The organism is Bacillus sp. 01N42_2, assembly GCF_056399565.1.
The window spans coordinates 1-14862 of sequence record NZ_JBFTRO010000010.1 but is presented as its reverse complement, the minus strand read 5'-3'; the positions used below and the strand labels follow the sequence as shown (position 1 = coordinate 14862).

At 46.1% G+C, this 14862-nt stretch carries 14 protein-coding genes, 1 rRNA gene and 1 pseudogene; 11 read left to right on the top strand and 5 right to left on the bottom strand.

Annotated elements, in window-relative coordinates:
• The first annotated feature begins 17 nt into the window (after nt 1–17).
• On the top strand, nt 18–2603 hold the full coding sequence (locus tag AC1DN5_RS17550; protein ID WP_366970038.1) for a YfhO family protein: 2586 nt from the start codon (nt 18–20) through the stop codon (nt 2601–2603).
• Here AC1DN5_RS17550 and AC1DN5_RS17545 read toward each other — a convergent pair.
• Nucleotides 2600–3583, bottom strand: coding sequence for a metal-dependent hydrolase (locus AC1DN5_RS17545; RefSeq protein WP_016936711.1), 984 nt, complete (start codon nt 3581–3583; stop codon nt 2600–2602). The genes AC1DN5_RS17550 and AC1DN5_RS17545 overlap by 4 nt on opposite strands.
• Before the next feature lie 225 nt (nt 3584–3808).
• Between AC1DN5_RS17545 and mutY the strand changes: the two genes are divergently transcribed.
• The gene (gene mutY, locus AC1DN5_RS17540; protein ID WP_016936710.1) at nt 3809–4906 is read left to right on the top strand and encodes an A/G-specific adenine glycosylase; all 1098 of its coding nucleotides are present in this window, start codon (nt 3809–3811) and stop codon (nt 4904–4906) included.
• A gap of 6 nt (nt 4907–4912) precedes the next feature.
• On the opposite strand, the gene AC1DN5_RS17535 is transcribed toward mutY, so the two are convergent.
• Nucleotides 4913–5137 carry a hypothetical protein gene (locus tag AC1DN5_RS17535; RefSeq protein WP_016936709.1) on the bottom strand — a complete coding sequence of 75 codons (225 nt, stop codon included), beginning with the start codon at nt 5135–5137 and terminating at the stop codon, nt 4913–4915.
• Nucleotides 5138–5219: 82 nt separating this feature from the next.
• On the opposite strand from AC1DN5_RS17535, the gene fabL reads away from it, so the two are divergent.
• From fabL to AC1DN5_RS17510, 5 genes and pseudogenes are all read left to right on the top strand, one after another.
• Nucleotides 5220–5972, top strand: a complete 753-nt coding sequence (gene fabL, locus AC1DN5_RS17530; protein ID WP_016936708.1) for an enoyl-[acyl-carrier-protein] reductase FabL — start codon at nt 5220–5222, stop codon at nt 5970–5972.
• Between the two features lie 84 nt (nt 5973–6056).
• Nucleotides 6057–6209, top strand: a pseudogene (locus AC1DN5_RS17525) (gamma-type small acid-soluble spore protein); the annotation flags it as partial.
• Nucleotides 6210–6369: 160 nt separating this feature from the next.
• Nucleotides 6370–6636 carry a YgaB family protein gene (locus tag AC1DN5_RS17520; protein ID WP_003155476.1) on the top strand — a complete coding sequence of 89 codons (267 nt, stop codon included), beginning with the start codon at nt 6370–6372 and terminating at the stop codon, nt 6634–6636.
• A gap of 135 nt (nt 6637–6771) precedes the next feature.
• Entirely contained in the window at nt 6772–7302 is a 531-nt protein-coding gene (ntdP, locus tag AC1DN5_RS17515) for a nucleoside tri-diphosphate phosphatase (protein ID WP_003155475.1), read from the top strand.
• Nucleotides 7303–7383: 81 nt separating this feature from the next.
• A complete protein-coding gene (locus AC1DN5_RS17510; RefSeq protein WP_016936707.1) occupies nt 7384–9126 on the top strand; it encodes an ABC transporter ATP-binding protein in 1743 nt (580 codons plus the stop codon).
• A 76-nt stretch (nt 9127–9202) separates the two neighbouring features.
• Here the strand turns inward: AC1DN5_RS17510 and AC1DN5_RS17505 are convergent, their stop codons facing one another.
• Nucleotides 9203–10270 (bottom strand): aromatic acid exporter family protein, encoded by a 1068-nt coding sequence (locus AC1DN5_RS17505; RefSeq protein ID WP_016936706.1) that lies wholly within the window; start codon nt 10268–10270, stop codon nt 9203–9205.
• Nucleotides 10271–10479: 209 nt separating this feature from the next.
• The gene (locus AC1DN5_RS17500; protein WP_016936705.1) at nt 10480–11769 is read right to left on the bottom strand and encodes a glutamate-1-semialdehyde 2,1-aminomutase; all 1290 of its coding nucleotides are present in this window, start codon (nt 11767–11769) and stop codon (nt 10480–10482) included.
• Nucleotides 11770–11925: 156 nt separating this feature from the next.
• Here AC1DN5_RS17500 and bcp point away from each other — a divergent pair, with 156 nt between their 5' ends.
• Together bcp and perR are read left to right on the top strand one after the other, a co-directional pair.
• Nucleotides 11926–12399 (top strand): thioredoxin-dependent thiol peroxidase, encoded by a 474-nt coding sequence (bcp, locus tag AC1DN5_RS17495; protein ID WP_016936704.1) that lies wholly within the window; start codon nt 11926–11928, stop codon nt 12397–12399.
• Nucleotides 12400–12523: 124 nt separating this feature from the next.
• Nucleotides 12524–12961, top strand: coding sequence for a peroxide-responsive transcriptional repressor PerR (gene perR / locus AC1DN5_RS17490; RefSeq protein WP_013351502.1), 438 nt, complete (start codon nt 12524–12526; stop codon nt 12959–12961).
• A 34-nt stretch (nt 12962–12995) separates the two neighbouring features.
• Here perR and AC1DN5_RS17485 read toward each other — a convergent pair whose 3' ends face one another.
• The gene (locus AC1DN5_RS17485; RefSeq protein WP_007408568.1) at nt 12996–13349 is read right to left on the bottom strand and encodes a YgzB family protein; all 354 of its coding nucleotides are present in this window, start codon (nt 13347–13349) and stop codon (nt 12996–12998) included.
• Nucleotides 13350–13551: 202 nt separating this feature from the next.
• Here AC1DN5_RS17485 and AC1DN5_RS17480 point away from each other — a divergent pair, with 202 nt between their 5' ends.
• Nucleotides 13552–14436 carry a nucleotidyltransferase-like protein gene (locus tag AC1DN5_RS17480; protein ID WP_016936703.1) on the top strand — a complete coding sequence of 295 codons (885 nt, stop codon included), beginning with the start codon at nt 13552–13554 and terminating at the stop codon, nt 14434–14436.
• Between the two features lie 294 nt (nt 14437–14730).
• Nucleotides 14731–14862, top strand: a 16S ribosomal RNA gene (locus tag AC1DN5_RS17475); the annotation flags it as partial.

Here is a 14862-nt window from a genome sequence, read left to right as displayed (position 1 = left end):
GGGTCTGGAGACGTTGTATGAAAAAAAATAAATGGATCTTGCCGGCAGCCTGTGTGCTGGCTGCGGCAGCCGCTCATATTTTTTTCTTAAAGGAGTGGTCGGCAGGCCGCTATATGACGGGGGCTGGAGACGGAATCGCCCAAATGGCGGTCTTCAAAAAGCTGCTGTTTGACCAATATATGAACGGCCGGCTGTTTTACAGCTATTCGTTCGGAATGGGCGGGGGAGTGTACAGTCAGCTCGGCTATTATTTCTCTACTTCTTTTCTCTTTCTGTTTATCTCCGCCGCTGTCCGCATCCTGCAGCTTATGCAGCTGTCGGGTGAGGCGGATGCGCTTTTTTGGGCTCAAGCCTCCGTTTTTATCAGCATCGCCAAGCAGAGTTTCGTCATATTCACGGCAGCCTGTGTGTTCCGTTATTTCGTCAAACGGACAGTGCCTGCTTTTGTCGGCGCCGTGTTGTACGGGGTCTCGATTATCTACTTCCGGCATGAGGTGTATTGGGACTTTTTCACTGACAGTATGGTGTGGCTGCCGCTGCTCGTGCTCGGCGCGGAAAAAATCATCACAGAAAAAAAGCCGGCGTGGTTTATCTTCGCCTGTGCGCTGACATTGATCAACAACTTTTATTTTGCGTATATTAATCTGATTTTCATCGGTATTTACATCTTATTCAGATGGATCATTCATCTTGAAGACAATGAAGCCAAAAAGCTCACTCAATGCAGAATGTTTATTTTGTCAGGCCTGCTCGGCTTCGGCATAAGCGCAGTCTCCTTTATCCCTGTCGTATACGGATATCTTCATAATCTGCGGCCGCCGTATTCAGAGCAGATTGCATGGCTCGATTTTTCCGACAACATTTTATTTTCAAGCCGGATAATCATTCTGCCGGCGGTTTTTTTGCTTTTTCTATTTACATTTTCTTTATATAAAAACCGGCTGTTCCGGCTGTTTGCGGGGATCAGTCTGCTGTACATTCTGTTTCACTTCAGTCCGTTTGCGGCAAGTGCCTTTAACGGTTTTTCAGCTCCGCAAAACAGGTTTGAATACGTCTTGTGCTTCACGATTGCCGGAACAGTCGCAGCAGGGCTTTCTAAGCTTTCAGACATCAGCATGAAGAGTATGCTGATATCCGCCGTGCTCGCCGTTCTGCTCTATTGGAGCCAGGTGAGACGGTTCAGTCTGGATATTTCTGATCAGGCCAACTTTTCTATCCTGCTCCTTCTGGGGCTGACCATTGCCGCTTTCCTTGCAGCAAAGACAAGACTGAAAGGCGCGGTGCCCGCCGTCTATGCCGTCATTCTCTTGACGGCGGTGCTGACGGCTAATACATATGAAAAATATGCGTTATCAGAAGGCGGGAAGATTTATACGGTATCGCATACCTTTATGACGGGTCCTGATTATAAGGGCAAAGAACAAACAGAGCTTATTCAGCGTCTGAAAGAAAAAGACCCGGATCCCTTTGCCCGTTTAGATTGGATGAACGGAGTATTTAATAACACTCCGATCATTTACGGGTTCAACGGATTCAGCGTATACTCAAGCATCCTGAACCGCAATCTGCTGTCCTTTTACTGGAACGACCTTCAGATTGATATGGGCAGAGAAAGCGTCAGCCGCTATGCGACATTAGGAAACAGGGCTAATTTATACAGCCTGCTTTACGGAAAATATTATATGACGGAAAAAACAAACGAGGCCGGCGTCCCTTACGGATTCAAAAAAATCATGGAGTCATCCCGCTATGCGGTTTATCAAAATCAATATGTGCTCCCGTTCGTCCGGACAGCCGATCGCGTATATAACGAGGGCGACCTGAAAAAAGCGCCCGCCCTTGCCAGGGAGCGGGCGATGCTTGATGGAATCATCACGGAATCGAGCACAGTAAAAACGAAAAAAACCCCAAAAGCGAAAAATATGATCCGTCAGGCCAAGGTAACGGCCGACCATGCGGATTATCAAGACGGCATCCTGACGGTAAACGAAGACGGCGGCGGCCTGATCATTACACCGCACGGCGCTGAGGCTGGCGGCGGAGATTATTATGTCAGCTTTTATTTATTGAACAAAGCGAAGGACCAGGGATTTACATTAAAAGTGAACGATTACACGACAACGAGAAAATCGAATCAATCCATTTATAAAACAGGTGTAAATGATCTCACCGTCAGAGTGCCGAAAACAAAAAACATTCAAATCCGGCTGCCGAAAGGAACGTATCAGCTCGACAGACTGGCGCTTTACGAAGAACGGTACGGAACACTGAAAAATGCATACCGAAAAGCGGAAAAAGAACCGCCGGCCGATCTCAGCTGGCGCGGAAATACGCTTCATATCTCGTATGAAAACAAAACAGGCGCGCCGTATATCATGCTTCCGATTCCATATGAAAAAGGATGGGAACTGAAGATAAACGGCAGACAAGAACAGATTGAAAAAGCGGATTATTCCTTTATCGGATTTAAAGCGCAAAAAGGAAAAAATGATATTCAATTAACGTATTACCCGCCGTTTTTTAAACCGGCTGCCACTCTATCGGTCATCAGCCTCGTGCTTGCCGCCATATATGTGAGAAGACAAAAGAAGCCCGGCTCTTAAACAGAGCCGAGCTTTAATTTTTTCTGCAGTTTTTCTTCGCTGAAAATCCAGCCCGTGTAAGAAGAAAGAGGCTCTAAATCATGACTGAGGTGGACGATGGCGACAAAGGGGTAGTGCCCTTTGCTTCGATAGCGCAAATCAATAAAACGCACCTCATAATGATCTTTAAAGGTATCGACCTCCCACCTGTAAACGGGCGAGAACGATAGAAAGGCTGCAATATTTTCATCCTGTTTCGCGGCCTTCATCACATCGGTTTCCGGTACGGGCACGCGGTTGAATGTATCCAATATCACCACATGGCCGTCAAGGCTTCTGCCGACATAAAAGGCATGCGCCGTCGTTACGGCGATTCGCCACTGCCTGAATTTCATCGTCGGCGAAATAATGATGGTTTCAATTTCTTCTTCAATCATCTCACGCAGCCGCCGCTTAATCCGCAGCTGCATCAAAAACCGGACGGCGTAATATCCCGCGAGGATGATATACAGCGTCAAAAATGTCACGCCCGGATGGCCTCCGATATACCACACGGCAATCGCGGCCAAATGGCTGATGAAAATAAACGGGTCAAAGGTATTGATGAGACCGAGAGCGACCCATTTTTTCGAAAACGGGCGGAGGGCCTGCGTTCCGTACGCGTTAAAAATGTCGACAAACACATGCAGAACGACAGCCAGAAGCGTCCACAGCCACAAGTGCAGAAAGTTCGCTTCCGGGTAAAACATAAACAGAATGCCCGGAATCAGAATGGACCAAAATAAAACGGCGGGAATGGAGTGCGTGAACCCTCTATGATTTCGAATATAAACGGCATTATTTTTCAGCTTCAATATGGTATCAATATCAGGTGCCTGAGAGCCGGCAAGAGCGGCGATCATAACTGCCTGAGACATGGGGGTATGCATGCCGACGGCAGGATCGAGAGTTGCGATTCCGCCAAGCGCGATGCCCATGACAACGTGAGTGCCAGTATCCATTGGTGACCTCCTAGCAGGCGTTATACATCAGTCGCCCGCATATTTCGCATTATAAGATATTCCCCATTTTCTGTTTGCCCAATCATGGCGTTTATCCGCCGTTCTCATATGTTTCCGCTTTTTCTTTATCACTATTTAATGTAACATATTATCGTAACGTGCCCTTAGTTTACACCAAAATACAGTGTCAAGAAAAGCGGGACCCGAAACATCTGAGGAGAAGATATGAACGCACTTGAAGAAAAATTGAAACAAAAAGATATAGACGCATTTCGTAAGGATTTAATTACATGGTTCGAAAGAGAACAGAGAATTCTGCCGTGGAGAGAAAATCAGGATCCGTATCGGGTGTGGGTGTCAGAGGTCATGCTGCAGCAGACGCGCGTAGATACTGTCATCCCTTATTTCCAACGGTTTCTTGAGCAATTTCCGACCGTCTCGGCGCTCGCTGAAGCCGATGAGGAAAAAGTGCTCAAAGCCTGGGAAGGGTTAGGCTATTACTCCCGTGTGAGAAATCTGCAAAGCGCCGTAAAAGAAGTGCACGAGCGGTACGGGGGAGTCGTTCCTGACGGGGAAAAGGAATTCGGCGGACTGAAAGGTGTCGGCCCTTATACAAAAGGCGCCGTGCTCAGCATTGCATACAACAAGCCGGTTCCGGCCGTAGACGGCAATGTGATGCGTGTCATGTCGAGAATTCTTTCCATATGGGACGATATCGCAAAGCCGAAAACGAGAACCATTTTCGAACAGGCGGTATCCGCTTTTATTTCTCATGAAAAACCATCTGAATTCAACCAGGGTTTAATGGAGCTCGGTGCGATCATCTGCACCCCGAAATCGCCGTCCTGTCTGCTGTGCCCCGTGCAAAAGCACTGTTCGGCATTTGCGGAAGGGACAGAGCGGGAGCTGCCTGTCAAAAGCAAAAAGAAAAAACCCGGGGTGAAAACAATGGCAGCCGTTGTGCTGACAGACGACCAGGACAATGTCTATATTCATAAACGGCCGCCAAAAGGACTGCTCGCCAATCTGTGGGAGTTTCCGAACACCGAAACCCAAAAAGGAATCAAAACCGAAAGAGAGCAGCTTGAAGCCTTTTTAGAAAAAGAGATGGGAACAACCGCTGAAATCGGGGAGCTGGAAGGCATCGTTGAGCATGTTTTTACTCATCTCGTCTGGAATATTTCGGTCTTTTTCGGTAAAGTAAAACAAGTGTCGGATACATCAGAATTAATACGGGTCACAAAAGAGGAACTCGAGGAATATGCTTTTCCCGTTTCCCATCAAAAGATTTGGAAAATGGCGGACGAAAGCGGCCGCCGGTAAAAAGCGTCAGTCATAGCTGACGCGCGTGCCGTGGCTGTAATCCGCCTCATTCCGTTTCAGTCCGCCGCGGGCTTCGATTTCCTGAATCAGTTCCCGGTATTTGGACTGGCCTTCCTCGTTTAAATACGGCATAATTTGCTGGAAGGCATGGTGGAAATAGGCGAGCTCTGAATCTTTCCAATCTTGTTTGGGCATCATGGCCAATTCGCCCATATCACGTCCGACATACATATAAAAAGACCCCTTTCAATGAATATTGCTTTTATTGTTTGTTGAATGAAAAGAACTATACGCAGCAAGGAGCTGAGGAAAAATGGAACAAAATAAATGCGCACTGATCACGGGAAGCAGCCGGGGCGTCGGAAAAGCGGCAGCCATCAGACTCGCAGAAAAAGGCTACAACATCGTCATCAATTACGCTCGCAGTAAAAAAGCGGCACTAGAAACTGCCGAAGAAATTGAGAAACTCGGCGTTAAAACGCTCGTCATTAAAGCCAATGTCGGCCAGCCGGCAAAAATTAAAGACATGTTCCGCCAGATCGACGAAGCATTCGGCAGACTGGACGTATTCGTCAATAACGCGGCTTCAGGCGTGCTGAGACCGGTTATGGAACTCGAAGAAACACATTGGGACTGGACGATGAATATCAACGCGAAAGCATTGCTTTTCTGCGCTCAGGAAGCGGCAAAGCTGATGGAGAAAAACGGAGGCGGCCACATCGTCAGCATCAGCTCGCTCGGCAGCATCCGTTACCTTGAGAACTATACGACGGTCGGTGTCTCAAAAGCCGCTTTAGAAGCGTTAACCCGTTACCTGGCGGTTGAGCTTTCTCCGAAAAATATCATCGTAAACGCGGTTTCCGGCGGAGCGATTGATACGGACGCGCTGAAGCATTTCCCTAACAGAGACGAATTGCTTGAAGATGCCCGCCAAAATACGCCGGCCGGCAGAATGGTCGAAATTAAAGATATGATCGATACGGTGGAGTTTTTAGTTTCTTCAAAAGCGGACATGATCCGCGGCCAGACCATCATTATCGACGGCGGACGCTCTCTGCTCGTATAAGTTTTTAAAAAACATGAATAGCCTTAACACCTCCTGCACATTCTAAAGTGCGTGGAGGTGATAACAATGGCAAACTCAAAATACAGCAAAACAGACGTTCAGCAGGTGAAAAAACAAAATCAGCAATCAGCTTCCGGTCAAGGTCAATACGGCACTGAATTCGGCAGTGAAACTGATGCGCAGCAGGTAAGAAAGCAAAACCAATCTGCTGAACAAAACAAACAGCAAAACAGCTAATCACTGAAACAAAAAAGCACTTCATCCTCGGATGGAAGTGCTTTTTTCTTTTCTCAAAACGACAAAACTTGTGATTCCTCTACAGAATGAGTCAAAGGGTTTTCCGGCTGAAAATCGAAATGGTAAGGAGTATCAACCTAAAAGCCTAAGGAGGAACCCGATGTCAGAGTTTGAAAAGCTTGTAAGTGAACAGATGAAGATCATGGATCAGCTTCTCGAGCTGCAGTCAGAACTCGACCGCTGCCGGCAGGTGGAGGCGGAACTCATCAGTCTGGAAAGAGATGCGAAGCTGGACAATGTACAGGACGAAATTGCGACAAAGCGAAAAGATCTGGCCGGCATACAGGAGTTATTCCAAAGGCAGACAGAGCAAGTCATCCAGTCTTATCGCAGCACGGAAAAGCCGTCTTCCTATGTGCAGAAATGAATGTGCCATTCCGGAAGCGGAGTGGTTCTTTTATTTTCATTTTTTAATTCGTAACGGTATAATAGTGAAAAGACTTGTCGGAAAGCAATTGCGGCTGCATTGACTGCAGGGCTTTACAGAAAGTAGGGGAGAAATATGGGATATCCCAAGGAAGGAGAAACCATTCAAATTCACAGCTATAAGCATAACGGGCTGCTTCATCGAATTTGGAATGAAACGACGATTTTAAAAAGTACGGAATTGTGTATCATCGGAGCTAACGACCGGACAATGGTGACGGAATCCGACGGACGGACGTGGGTGACGAGAGAACCGGCGATCTGCTACTTTCATGCCCGTCAGTGGTTTAACGTCATCGGAATGCTGAGAGATGACGGGGTTCACTATTACTGCAACATCAGCTCGCCGTTCGCTTATGACGGGGAGGCCATCAAATATATTGATTACGATTTGGATGTCAAGGTGTTTCCGGATATGACGTATAACATTCTTGACGAAGATGAATACGATGATCACCGCAAATCAATGAATTACCCTAAAGAGATCGACAGCATTCTGAAGGAGTATCTGAATACGCTGCTGCACTGGATTCATCAGCGGAAAGGACCGTTTGCTCCGGAATTTGTTGATATGTGGTATGAACGGTATCTGCGCTATACAAAATAAAGAATATAATAAAAACCTGTTGGGGTGTCAACAGGTTTTTCACATGGGCTCACACGCCTTAAAGAGAGAGGGGGATAAAGTGTGGGCGTAATCAGACGCTATATGCAATTTGTAAAACCTTATAAAAAACAAATCTTTATCACAGTGTGTATCGGTATTATAAAGTTCTCCATCCCGCTGGCTCTCCCGCTTCTGTTAAAATACGTAGTCGATGACATTATTCAAGGGAGCGGCACGGCAAGCGCTAAAACGTCATCACTATTCACGATTATGGGCATCATGTTCGTGCTGTTTTTAGTTCTGCGTCCGCCGGTAGAATATTATCGGCAATATTTCGCGCAATGGACGGGCAGCCGGGTGCTCTACGATATCAGAGGAGTATTGTTTGACCATATTCAAAAATTGAGCCTGCGGTTTTATGCCAATACGAGAACAGGCGAAGTCATTTCCCGGGTGATAAATGATGTCGAACAGACAAAAGACTTTGTCATAACGGGACTGATGAATATCTGGCTTGATATGATGACGGTGCTGATCGTCATCTGTATTATGTTCACACTCGATGTCAAGCTGACACTGATATCTGTCATTTTATTTCCGTTATACGGAATTTCAGTGAAATACTTTTACGGCCGTCTCCGAAAACTGACACGCGAGCGTTCTCAGGCTCTCGCTCAGGTGCAGGGCCATTTGCACGAAAGAGTTCAAGGGATGCCCGTTATCAGAAGCTTCGCCATTGAAAATTATGAACAAGCCAATTTTGATGAGAAAAACGGACATTTTCTGGACAAAGCGATCCGTCATACGAATTGGAACGCCAAAACATTTGCGGTCGTAAACACCATTACGGATTTAGCGCCGCTGCTCGTTATCGCGTTTGCGGGCTATTTTGTCATAAACGGCCCGCTGACAGTAGGGACAATGGTTGCGTTCGTCGGTTACATTGACAGAATGTACAATCCGGTCAGAAGATTGATCAACTCATCGACGACGCTGACCCAGTCGATTGCTTCAATGGACCGCATATTTGAATTTATCGACGAGCCGTATGAATTGACTGATAAACCGAATGCCGTCAAGGCTGACAGCATTAAAGGCGAGGTTGAATTCCGAAATGTTTCGTTCTCCTATGAAGAAGGAAAAGAAAAGATCTTGCGGGACGTTTCCTTAAAGGTGACAAAAGGGGAGACCGTTGCGCTTGTCGGGATGAGCGGCGGCGGAAAATCTACGCTTGTCAGCCTCATACCGCGTTTTTATGATGTGTCCGGCGGCAGCCTGCTGATTGACGGCACAGATATTCGCGATTATGAAGCGAGAAGCCTCCGCAATCAAGTCGGAATGGTGCTTCAAGATACATTTCTGTTCAGTGAGACGATTCGTGAAAATATCGCCATCGGTAAACCGGGAGCGTCTCTGGATGAGGTGGTTGCGGCTGCGAAAGCGGCAAATGCCCATGAATTTATTATGGGCTTCCCCGAAGGCTATGAGACCAAAGTAGGCGAGCGGGGCGTCAAATTGTCAGGCGGGCAGAAGCAGCGGATTTCGATCGCGCGTGTATTCTTAAAAAATCCGCCGCTGCTGATTTTGGATGAAGCGACTTCGGCTCTTGATCTTGAAAGTGAACACTACATTCAGGAAGCGATGGACAAGCTTGCGAAAAACCGGACGACATTTATCGTCGCCCACAGGCTGTCCACGATTACGCATGCGGATAAAATTGTCGTCATGGAAAACGGCTCCGTCATTGAAACCGGCACGCACGAAGAATTAATGGCGCGTGGCGGCCAGTACAGACATTTATTTACGATCCAGAATTTAAATTGACCGAAAAACTTATGCCGGCCGAATGGGCGGCATAAGTTTTTTTATACAAAAAAACCCGGTTCTTCTTAGCACCGGGTTACTCATCATCGTCTGTTTCTAATTCGCTGTCTTTCGGGTGGTATGTCTGGAAACTCGTAATCAGTGTATCAAGATGTTCCAGCTGCTCGCGGTATTCCGCAACCGCAGCCATAATGCTGAGCATATTGTAATCAAGCAGTTCATCCTCGCAGTTCTGCTGATTTTTCAAGAAAGACTTCGTCAAAAGCTGTTTATATCTTATGCTTTCTTCAGCATCGTCATCATGCGGCTTAATCTTGCCGACAGTCCGCATCAAAATTCTTTCGTGCCAATGAAGCAGATAATCAATTTCTTCTGTCAGCGTCTCCTGAAATTCCTCCGGCATATGATAAATCTCGTTTTCATAGCGATGCAGCTTTTTCAGCGTATCAAGCGCCCGGTTCGCCGTAATAATCGCTTGTCTGAATAAAACAAGCTTGCGCGACTTTACATACGTTGTCTTCTTAAAGTAGCTTCTCTCTTCTTTATAAAGAAGATACGTATGGTCAAGCTTCATCATCTTTTCCTTCAGCTTCTCAATATCTTCTTTCAATATCGAGTGCTCCGTCGACTGGCGCATGGTCAGTCTGATCCATTTCATGATCTCATCGGTGTATTCAACCGTATGATGAGTCAGTTTCGTTTCGTATTTCGGCGGAAGAAACACAAGGTTCACAATAAAAGAAGAAAGCACGCCTAAAATAACGGTGCTTGTTCGAATCAGAGCGAACGTCAGGAAGCTGTTTCCCGGTGTTTCCAAAATCGCGATAACTGTAACGAGCGCAATTGAAATGGTGTGTTCAATTTTCAGTTTTAACATAATCGTAATGACAATGACTGCGGTCAATCCGATCATAATCGGACTCGGTCCGAAAATCAGTCCGAATACCGTAGCGATGACAGCGCCGATGATATTTGCCTGCACCTGATCAATAATGATAAGAAAAGACCTGTAAATAGAGGGCTGTATGGCAAATATAGCTGCAATCCCGGCAAAGATCGGCGACGGAAGTCCGATCCATGATGCTAAGTAGAGGGCGAGCGTAATCGCAATCCCTGTTTTAAAAATGCGGGCACCAAGTTTCATTGGTTTGTGCGTGCATTCCTTTCTCTAATAAATTATGTGCCGAACGAACGGCTGACACTTACATTTCCCTGTCGGTTTATTTGCTAAACAATAAAGTAATATACAGGGATCATACCAATTATTCAAGGTCTTTTTTTGAAAAAACCATTATCTCACAAATCGGACAAAAAGAAAAAGCGGAAGCCCCGGGCTTCCGCTTGTTTCAACAGTTATTTTTTCATATGTCTGAACGCATCTTCGACCGCTTTTAAAGTGGCATCGATATCTTCTTCAGTATGTGCGGTTGTGATAAACCAAGCTTCATACTTCGACGGGGCGAGATTGATCCCGCGTTCAAGCATCAGCTTGAAGAACTTGGCAAATGCTTCTCCGTCCGTATTTTCCGCCTGCTCATAATTGACGATCTTTTCATCACTGAAGTAAACCGTAAGCGCGCCTTTTAAACGGTTGACGGTAATGGTAATGCCATGTGTCTCCGCATGGGCGAGAATGCCTTGCTCAAGTCTTGCGCCGAGCTGATCAAGCCGCTCATAAACGCCTTCTTCCTTCAGCACTTCCAGACAGGCGATACCGGATAAGATGGATGCGGGATTTCCGGCCATCGTGCCGGCTTGATATGCCGGACCGAGCGGAGCAACCTGTTCCATGATCTCTTTTTTGCCTCCGTAAGCGCCGATCGGCAACCCGCCTCCGATGATTTTTCCGAGCGCCGTTAAATCAGGCTTTACTTGGAGAAGATCCTGCGCGCCTCCGTACATAAAACGGAACGCCGTGATCACTTCATCATAAATGACGAGCGCGCCCGCTTTATGGGTCAATTCATTGACCTGTTCCAAAAAGCCTTCTTTAGGTTCAACGATGCCGAAATTGCCGACAATCGGCTCGACAAGAACCGCTGCAATTTCTGAACCCCATTTGTCCAATGCGGCTTTGTAACTGTCAATGTCATTGAAAGGAACGGTAATCACCTCTTTGGCGATGCTTTTCGGCACACCGGCGGAATCGGGGGTGCCGAGTGTAGACGGACCTGAACCCGCAGCGACAAGCACGAGATCAGAATGGCCGTGATAGCAGCCGGCGAATTTAATGATTTTTGTCCGGCCGGTATAAGCGCGTGCAACCCGGATCGTTGTCATCACAGCTTCAGTACCCGAGTTTACGAACCGCACTTTATCAAGTGAAGGAATGGCCTCCTTCAGCATTTTGGCGAAAGTGACCTCATGCTTAGTCGGCGTTCCGTACAGTACGCCGTTTTCAGCGGCTTTTTTAATCGCTTCTGTAATATGCGGGTGGGCATGTCCGGTAATAATCGGACCGTAAGCCGCTAAATAATCAATATACTGATTCCCGTCTACATCCCAGAAATAAGCGCCATTTGCTTTTTCCATCGCAACGGGTGAACCGCCGCCCACCGCTTTATAGGATCTGGACGGGCTGTTCACGCCTCCCACGATATGCTCTAACGCTTCTTTATGAAGTTCAACTGATTTTGTATACAAAAAATGACCCTCCTAATATCTCCTTACATCATATTCTATTGTAGCATGCTTCAATGCGAGCACAACGGTTCTTGCTTCCAGAAAAGAGCGGGGGATAACAGTTGTAATCTTAACGCGAATTGGATACGCTTAATAAAAAACCCGGAGGTATAAGAAATGACGATTGAAATCGGACAAGCAGCACCGGATATGAAATTAGTGAACGACAGCGGAGAAAAAGTATCATTAACAGATTTTAAAGGGAAGTACGTCGTGCTCTATTTTTATCCGAAAGACATGACACCCGGATGCACGACGGAAGCATGCGATTTCCGTGATCAGCACGAAAGTTTCGCGGGACTTGATGCGGTTATCATCGGAGTAAGCCCTGACAGCCGTGACAAACATGAAAAATTCAAGCAGAAACACGATCTTCCTTTCCAGCTCCTCGTCGATGATGAGCACAAACTGGCGGAAGCTTTTGATGTGTGGAAGCTGAAGAAGAATTTTGGGAAAGAATATATGGGAATCGAACGCTCCACCTTTCTGTTAGACAAAGAAGGCCGTCTCGTGAAGGAATGGAGAAAGGTAAAAGTGAAAGATCATGTTGCGGAAGCGCTTCGCGAATTAGAACAAATTGCGTCTAATTAATGGACAAATGCTGAACTCACGGGGTTTTCGTCAGATTGCATTTGACAGGAGACCGGAAAAAGATGTACACTAATTATAAACATTATAAAGTAAGAATCTTTTTTAGAAGAGAGGTGCATGACGGATGGCTGCACATGAATTAAAAGAAGCCTTAGACACGTTGAAGGATACGGGAGTCCGGATTACTCCTCAACGTCATGCCATTCTGGAATATCTCGTGGACTCTATGGCTCATCCGACAGCGGACGATATATATAAAGCCTTGGAAGGGAAATTCCCTAATATGAGTGTTGCGACAGTTTATAACAATTTGCGTGTATTCCGGGAAGCGGGGCTTGTAAAGGAGCTTACGTACGGAGATGCGTCCAGCAGATTTGACTTTGTCACCTCTGACCATTATCACGCCATTTGTGAAAACTGCGGAAAAATCGTGGACTTCCATTATCCTGGCCTTGACGAAGTGGAACAGCTTGCGGCTCACGTAACGGGGTTTAAGGTAAGCCACCATCGTTTGGAGATTTACGGCGTCTGCCAAGAATGCTCCAAAAAAGAAAACCATTAAACGAAGCTGACCGCTTTGATACGGTCAGCTTTGTTTATTTCACACTGTTTTTTCTGTTATAAGACTCATCGAACGCTTTGCCTTCCAAACCTTTATCCAATGTAAGCGGCTCTCTGCAATGCATGCACATATCCACTCTGCCCAGAATCTTCGTTTCTTTCTCGCAGGCGGGGCACATCACCCGGACCGCTTTTGTGGACAGCATGCCGATCCAAAAATAAACGGCGGTGCTGAGCCCGATCGACAGCAGGCCGAGAATCATAAATAAGCTGGCAAGCAAAACAGACTGCTTAAAGAACAGCCCGATGTACATAATGATAAACCCAACGAAAACTAAACTTAACGCAAACGTTCTGATCTTATTAATTTTGCTTGAGTATTTCGCCATGTCCATCCCCCTCTGGTTTAACTATAGCACAAATCAGATGGCATATTCTTCATGTTTTCGTAAGAAAAGGCAAGAATAGATATGGCAGCTGAAAGGAAATTTGTTATAATAGTTCAATGTGTTTAGAAAAAAGGACTTTCATGTTTTATCATAGAAATGTAGAAACAAAAGCTTGTGAAACAATCGCATTGGAGGAATCGTAATGGACAATCTTCTCCGTCCAATTTACCAAGAAAGAGCAAGTCATCCCGATACGCTGGCCGTCCTTATGATTGAGAGAAGGAGCAAAGCATCATCCATCACGGATAACTTTGATGCGGTCATGCTTGTCATTGTCAAACAGGCTGAAGAGCCTCTTTTTATAAAGCATTATGAATTCGAACACAAAACCGCTTCCTTACATATTGTAACGGATGCCCTGCTCCAGGAATGGATTCTGCTGGGGACAAATAGAAGAGTTATAGATTGGATCATAAACGGCAAGGTGCTGTTTGACCGCAATGAATATATATCTGAACTCAATGACCGGCTCAGCACTTTTCCTTTCGCCGAGCGGAAATTAAAGATCGGAATGGAATACGGTAAGCTGATCAGAAGGTTTGTAGAAGGAAAAGCGTTTTTTGAAGCTGATCATTTTCTGGATGCATATTATGCGGTCGTGCATGCTCTTCACCACTTGGCCCGCATAGAAGTGATTGACCGGGGGTTTTATCCTGAAACGACAGTCTGGAATCAGGTCCGCCATATTGAGCCGCAGGTATATAAGTTATATTCCGAACTTGTCGAGAGCCACGAAAGTTTGGAGAAAAGGCTCGAATTATTATTCTTAGCAAATGATTTTCTCATCCATTCAAAAGCTGAAATCGGTTCTGCGCATCTTTTTCAAGTTATGAGTGAAAAAGAAATGTGGCAGTTTGGAGAATTGCTTCAGCATCCTGAGCTGGCGCCTTTCACCCAAGATCTCGGTGTCATGCTTGATTACCTGACGGAAAAAGGTTTTATTGAAGTATCTCAAATAGAGACAAAAGGACAGGAAGTATATCATCGAGGATATTCTTTCAAAAAAAGTGTTGACGCTGAATTATAGGCGTGTTATATTATTAAACGTCGCTGATGCGCTTCGACAAAAAGCACACAGCGGCGGAGAAATAAAAACAAAAAAACATTTGACAGCAACTTGCTGAAATGTTATACTGAGAAAGTCGCCTCAAGATGAGGTTGAAGATGATCTTTGAAAACTAAACAAGACAAAACGTACCTGTTAATTCAAAGTTTTAAATAAATCGCACAGCGATGTGCGTAGTCAGTCAAACTAAGGTCTGCACGATGCAGATCACACAGACGTTACTGCAGTATGCAGTGAGCTTAGTCTGTGATCCATTTATCGGAGAGTTTGATCCTGGCTCAGGACGAACGCTGGCGGCGTGCCTAATACATGCAAGTCGAGCGGACAGATGGGAGCTTGCTCCCTGATGTTAGCGGCGGACGGGTGAGTAACACGTGGGTAACCTGC

Excerpts from the sequence above, each read along its gene's own strand:
- AC1DN5_RS17550 (WP_366970038.1), top strand. The coding sequence starts at position 18 with ATGAAAAAAAATAAATGGATCTTGCCGGCAGCCTGTGTGCTGGCTGCG.
- AC1DN5_RS17545 (WP_016936711.1), bottom strand. The coding sequence starts at position 3,583 with ATGGATACTGGCACTCACGTTGTCATGGGCATCGCGCTTGGCGGAATC.
- mutY (WP_016936710.1), top strand. The coding sequence starts at position 3,809 with ATGAACGCACTTGAAGAAAAATTGAAACAAAAAGATATAGACGCATTT.
- AC1DN5_RS17535 (WP_016936709.1), bottom strand. The coding sequence starts at position 5,137 with ATGTATGTCGGACGTGATATGGGCGAATTGGCCATGATGCCCAAACAA.
- fabL (WP_016936708.1), top strand. The coding sequence starts at position 5,220 with ATGGAACAAAATAAATGCGCACTGATCACGGGAAGCAGCCGGGGCGTC.
- AC1DN5_RS17520 (WP_003155476.1), top strand. The coding sequence starts at position 6,370 with ATGTCAGAGTTTGAAAAGCTTGTAAGTGAACAGATGAAGATCATGGAT.
- ntdP (WP_003155475.1), top strand. The coding sequence starts at position 6,772 with ATGGGATATCCCAAGGAAGGAGAAACCATTCAAATTCACAGCTATAAG.
- AC1DN5_RS17505 (WP_016936706.1), bottom strand. The coding sequence starts at position 10,270 with ATGAAACTTGGTGCCCGCATTTTTAAAACAGGGATTGCGATTACGCTC.
- bcp (WP_016936704.1), top strand. The coding sequence starts at position 11,926 with ATGACGATTGAAATCGGACAAGCAGCACCGGATATGAAATTAGTGAAC.
- perR (WP_013351502.1), top strand. The coding sequence starts at position 12,524 with ATGGCTGCACATGAATTAAAAGAAGCCTTAGACACGTTGAAGGATACG.
- AC1DN5_RS17485 (WP_007408568.1), bottom strand. The coding sequence starts at position 13,349 with ATGGCGAAATACTCAAGCAAAATTAATAAGATCAGAACGTTTGCGTTA.
- AC1DN5_RS17480 (WP_016936703.1), top strand. The coding sequence starts at position 13,552 with ATGGACAATCTTCTCCGTCCAATTTACCAAGAAAGAGCAAGTCATCCC.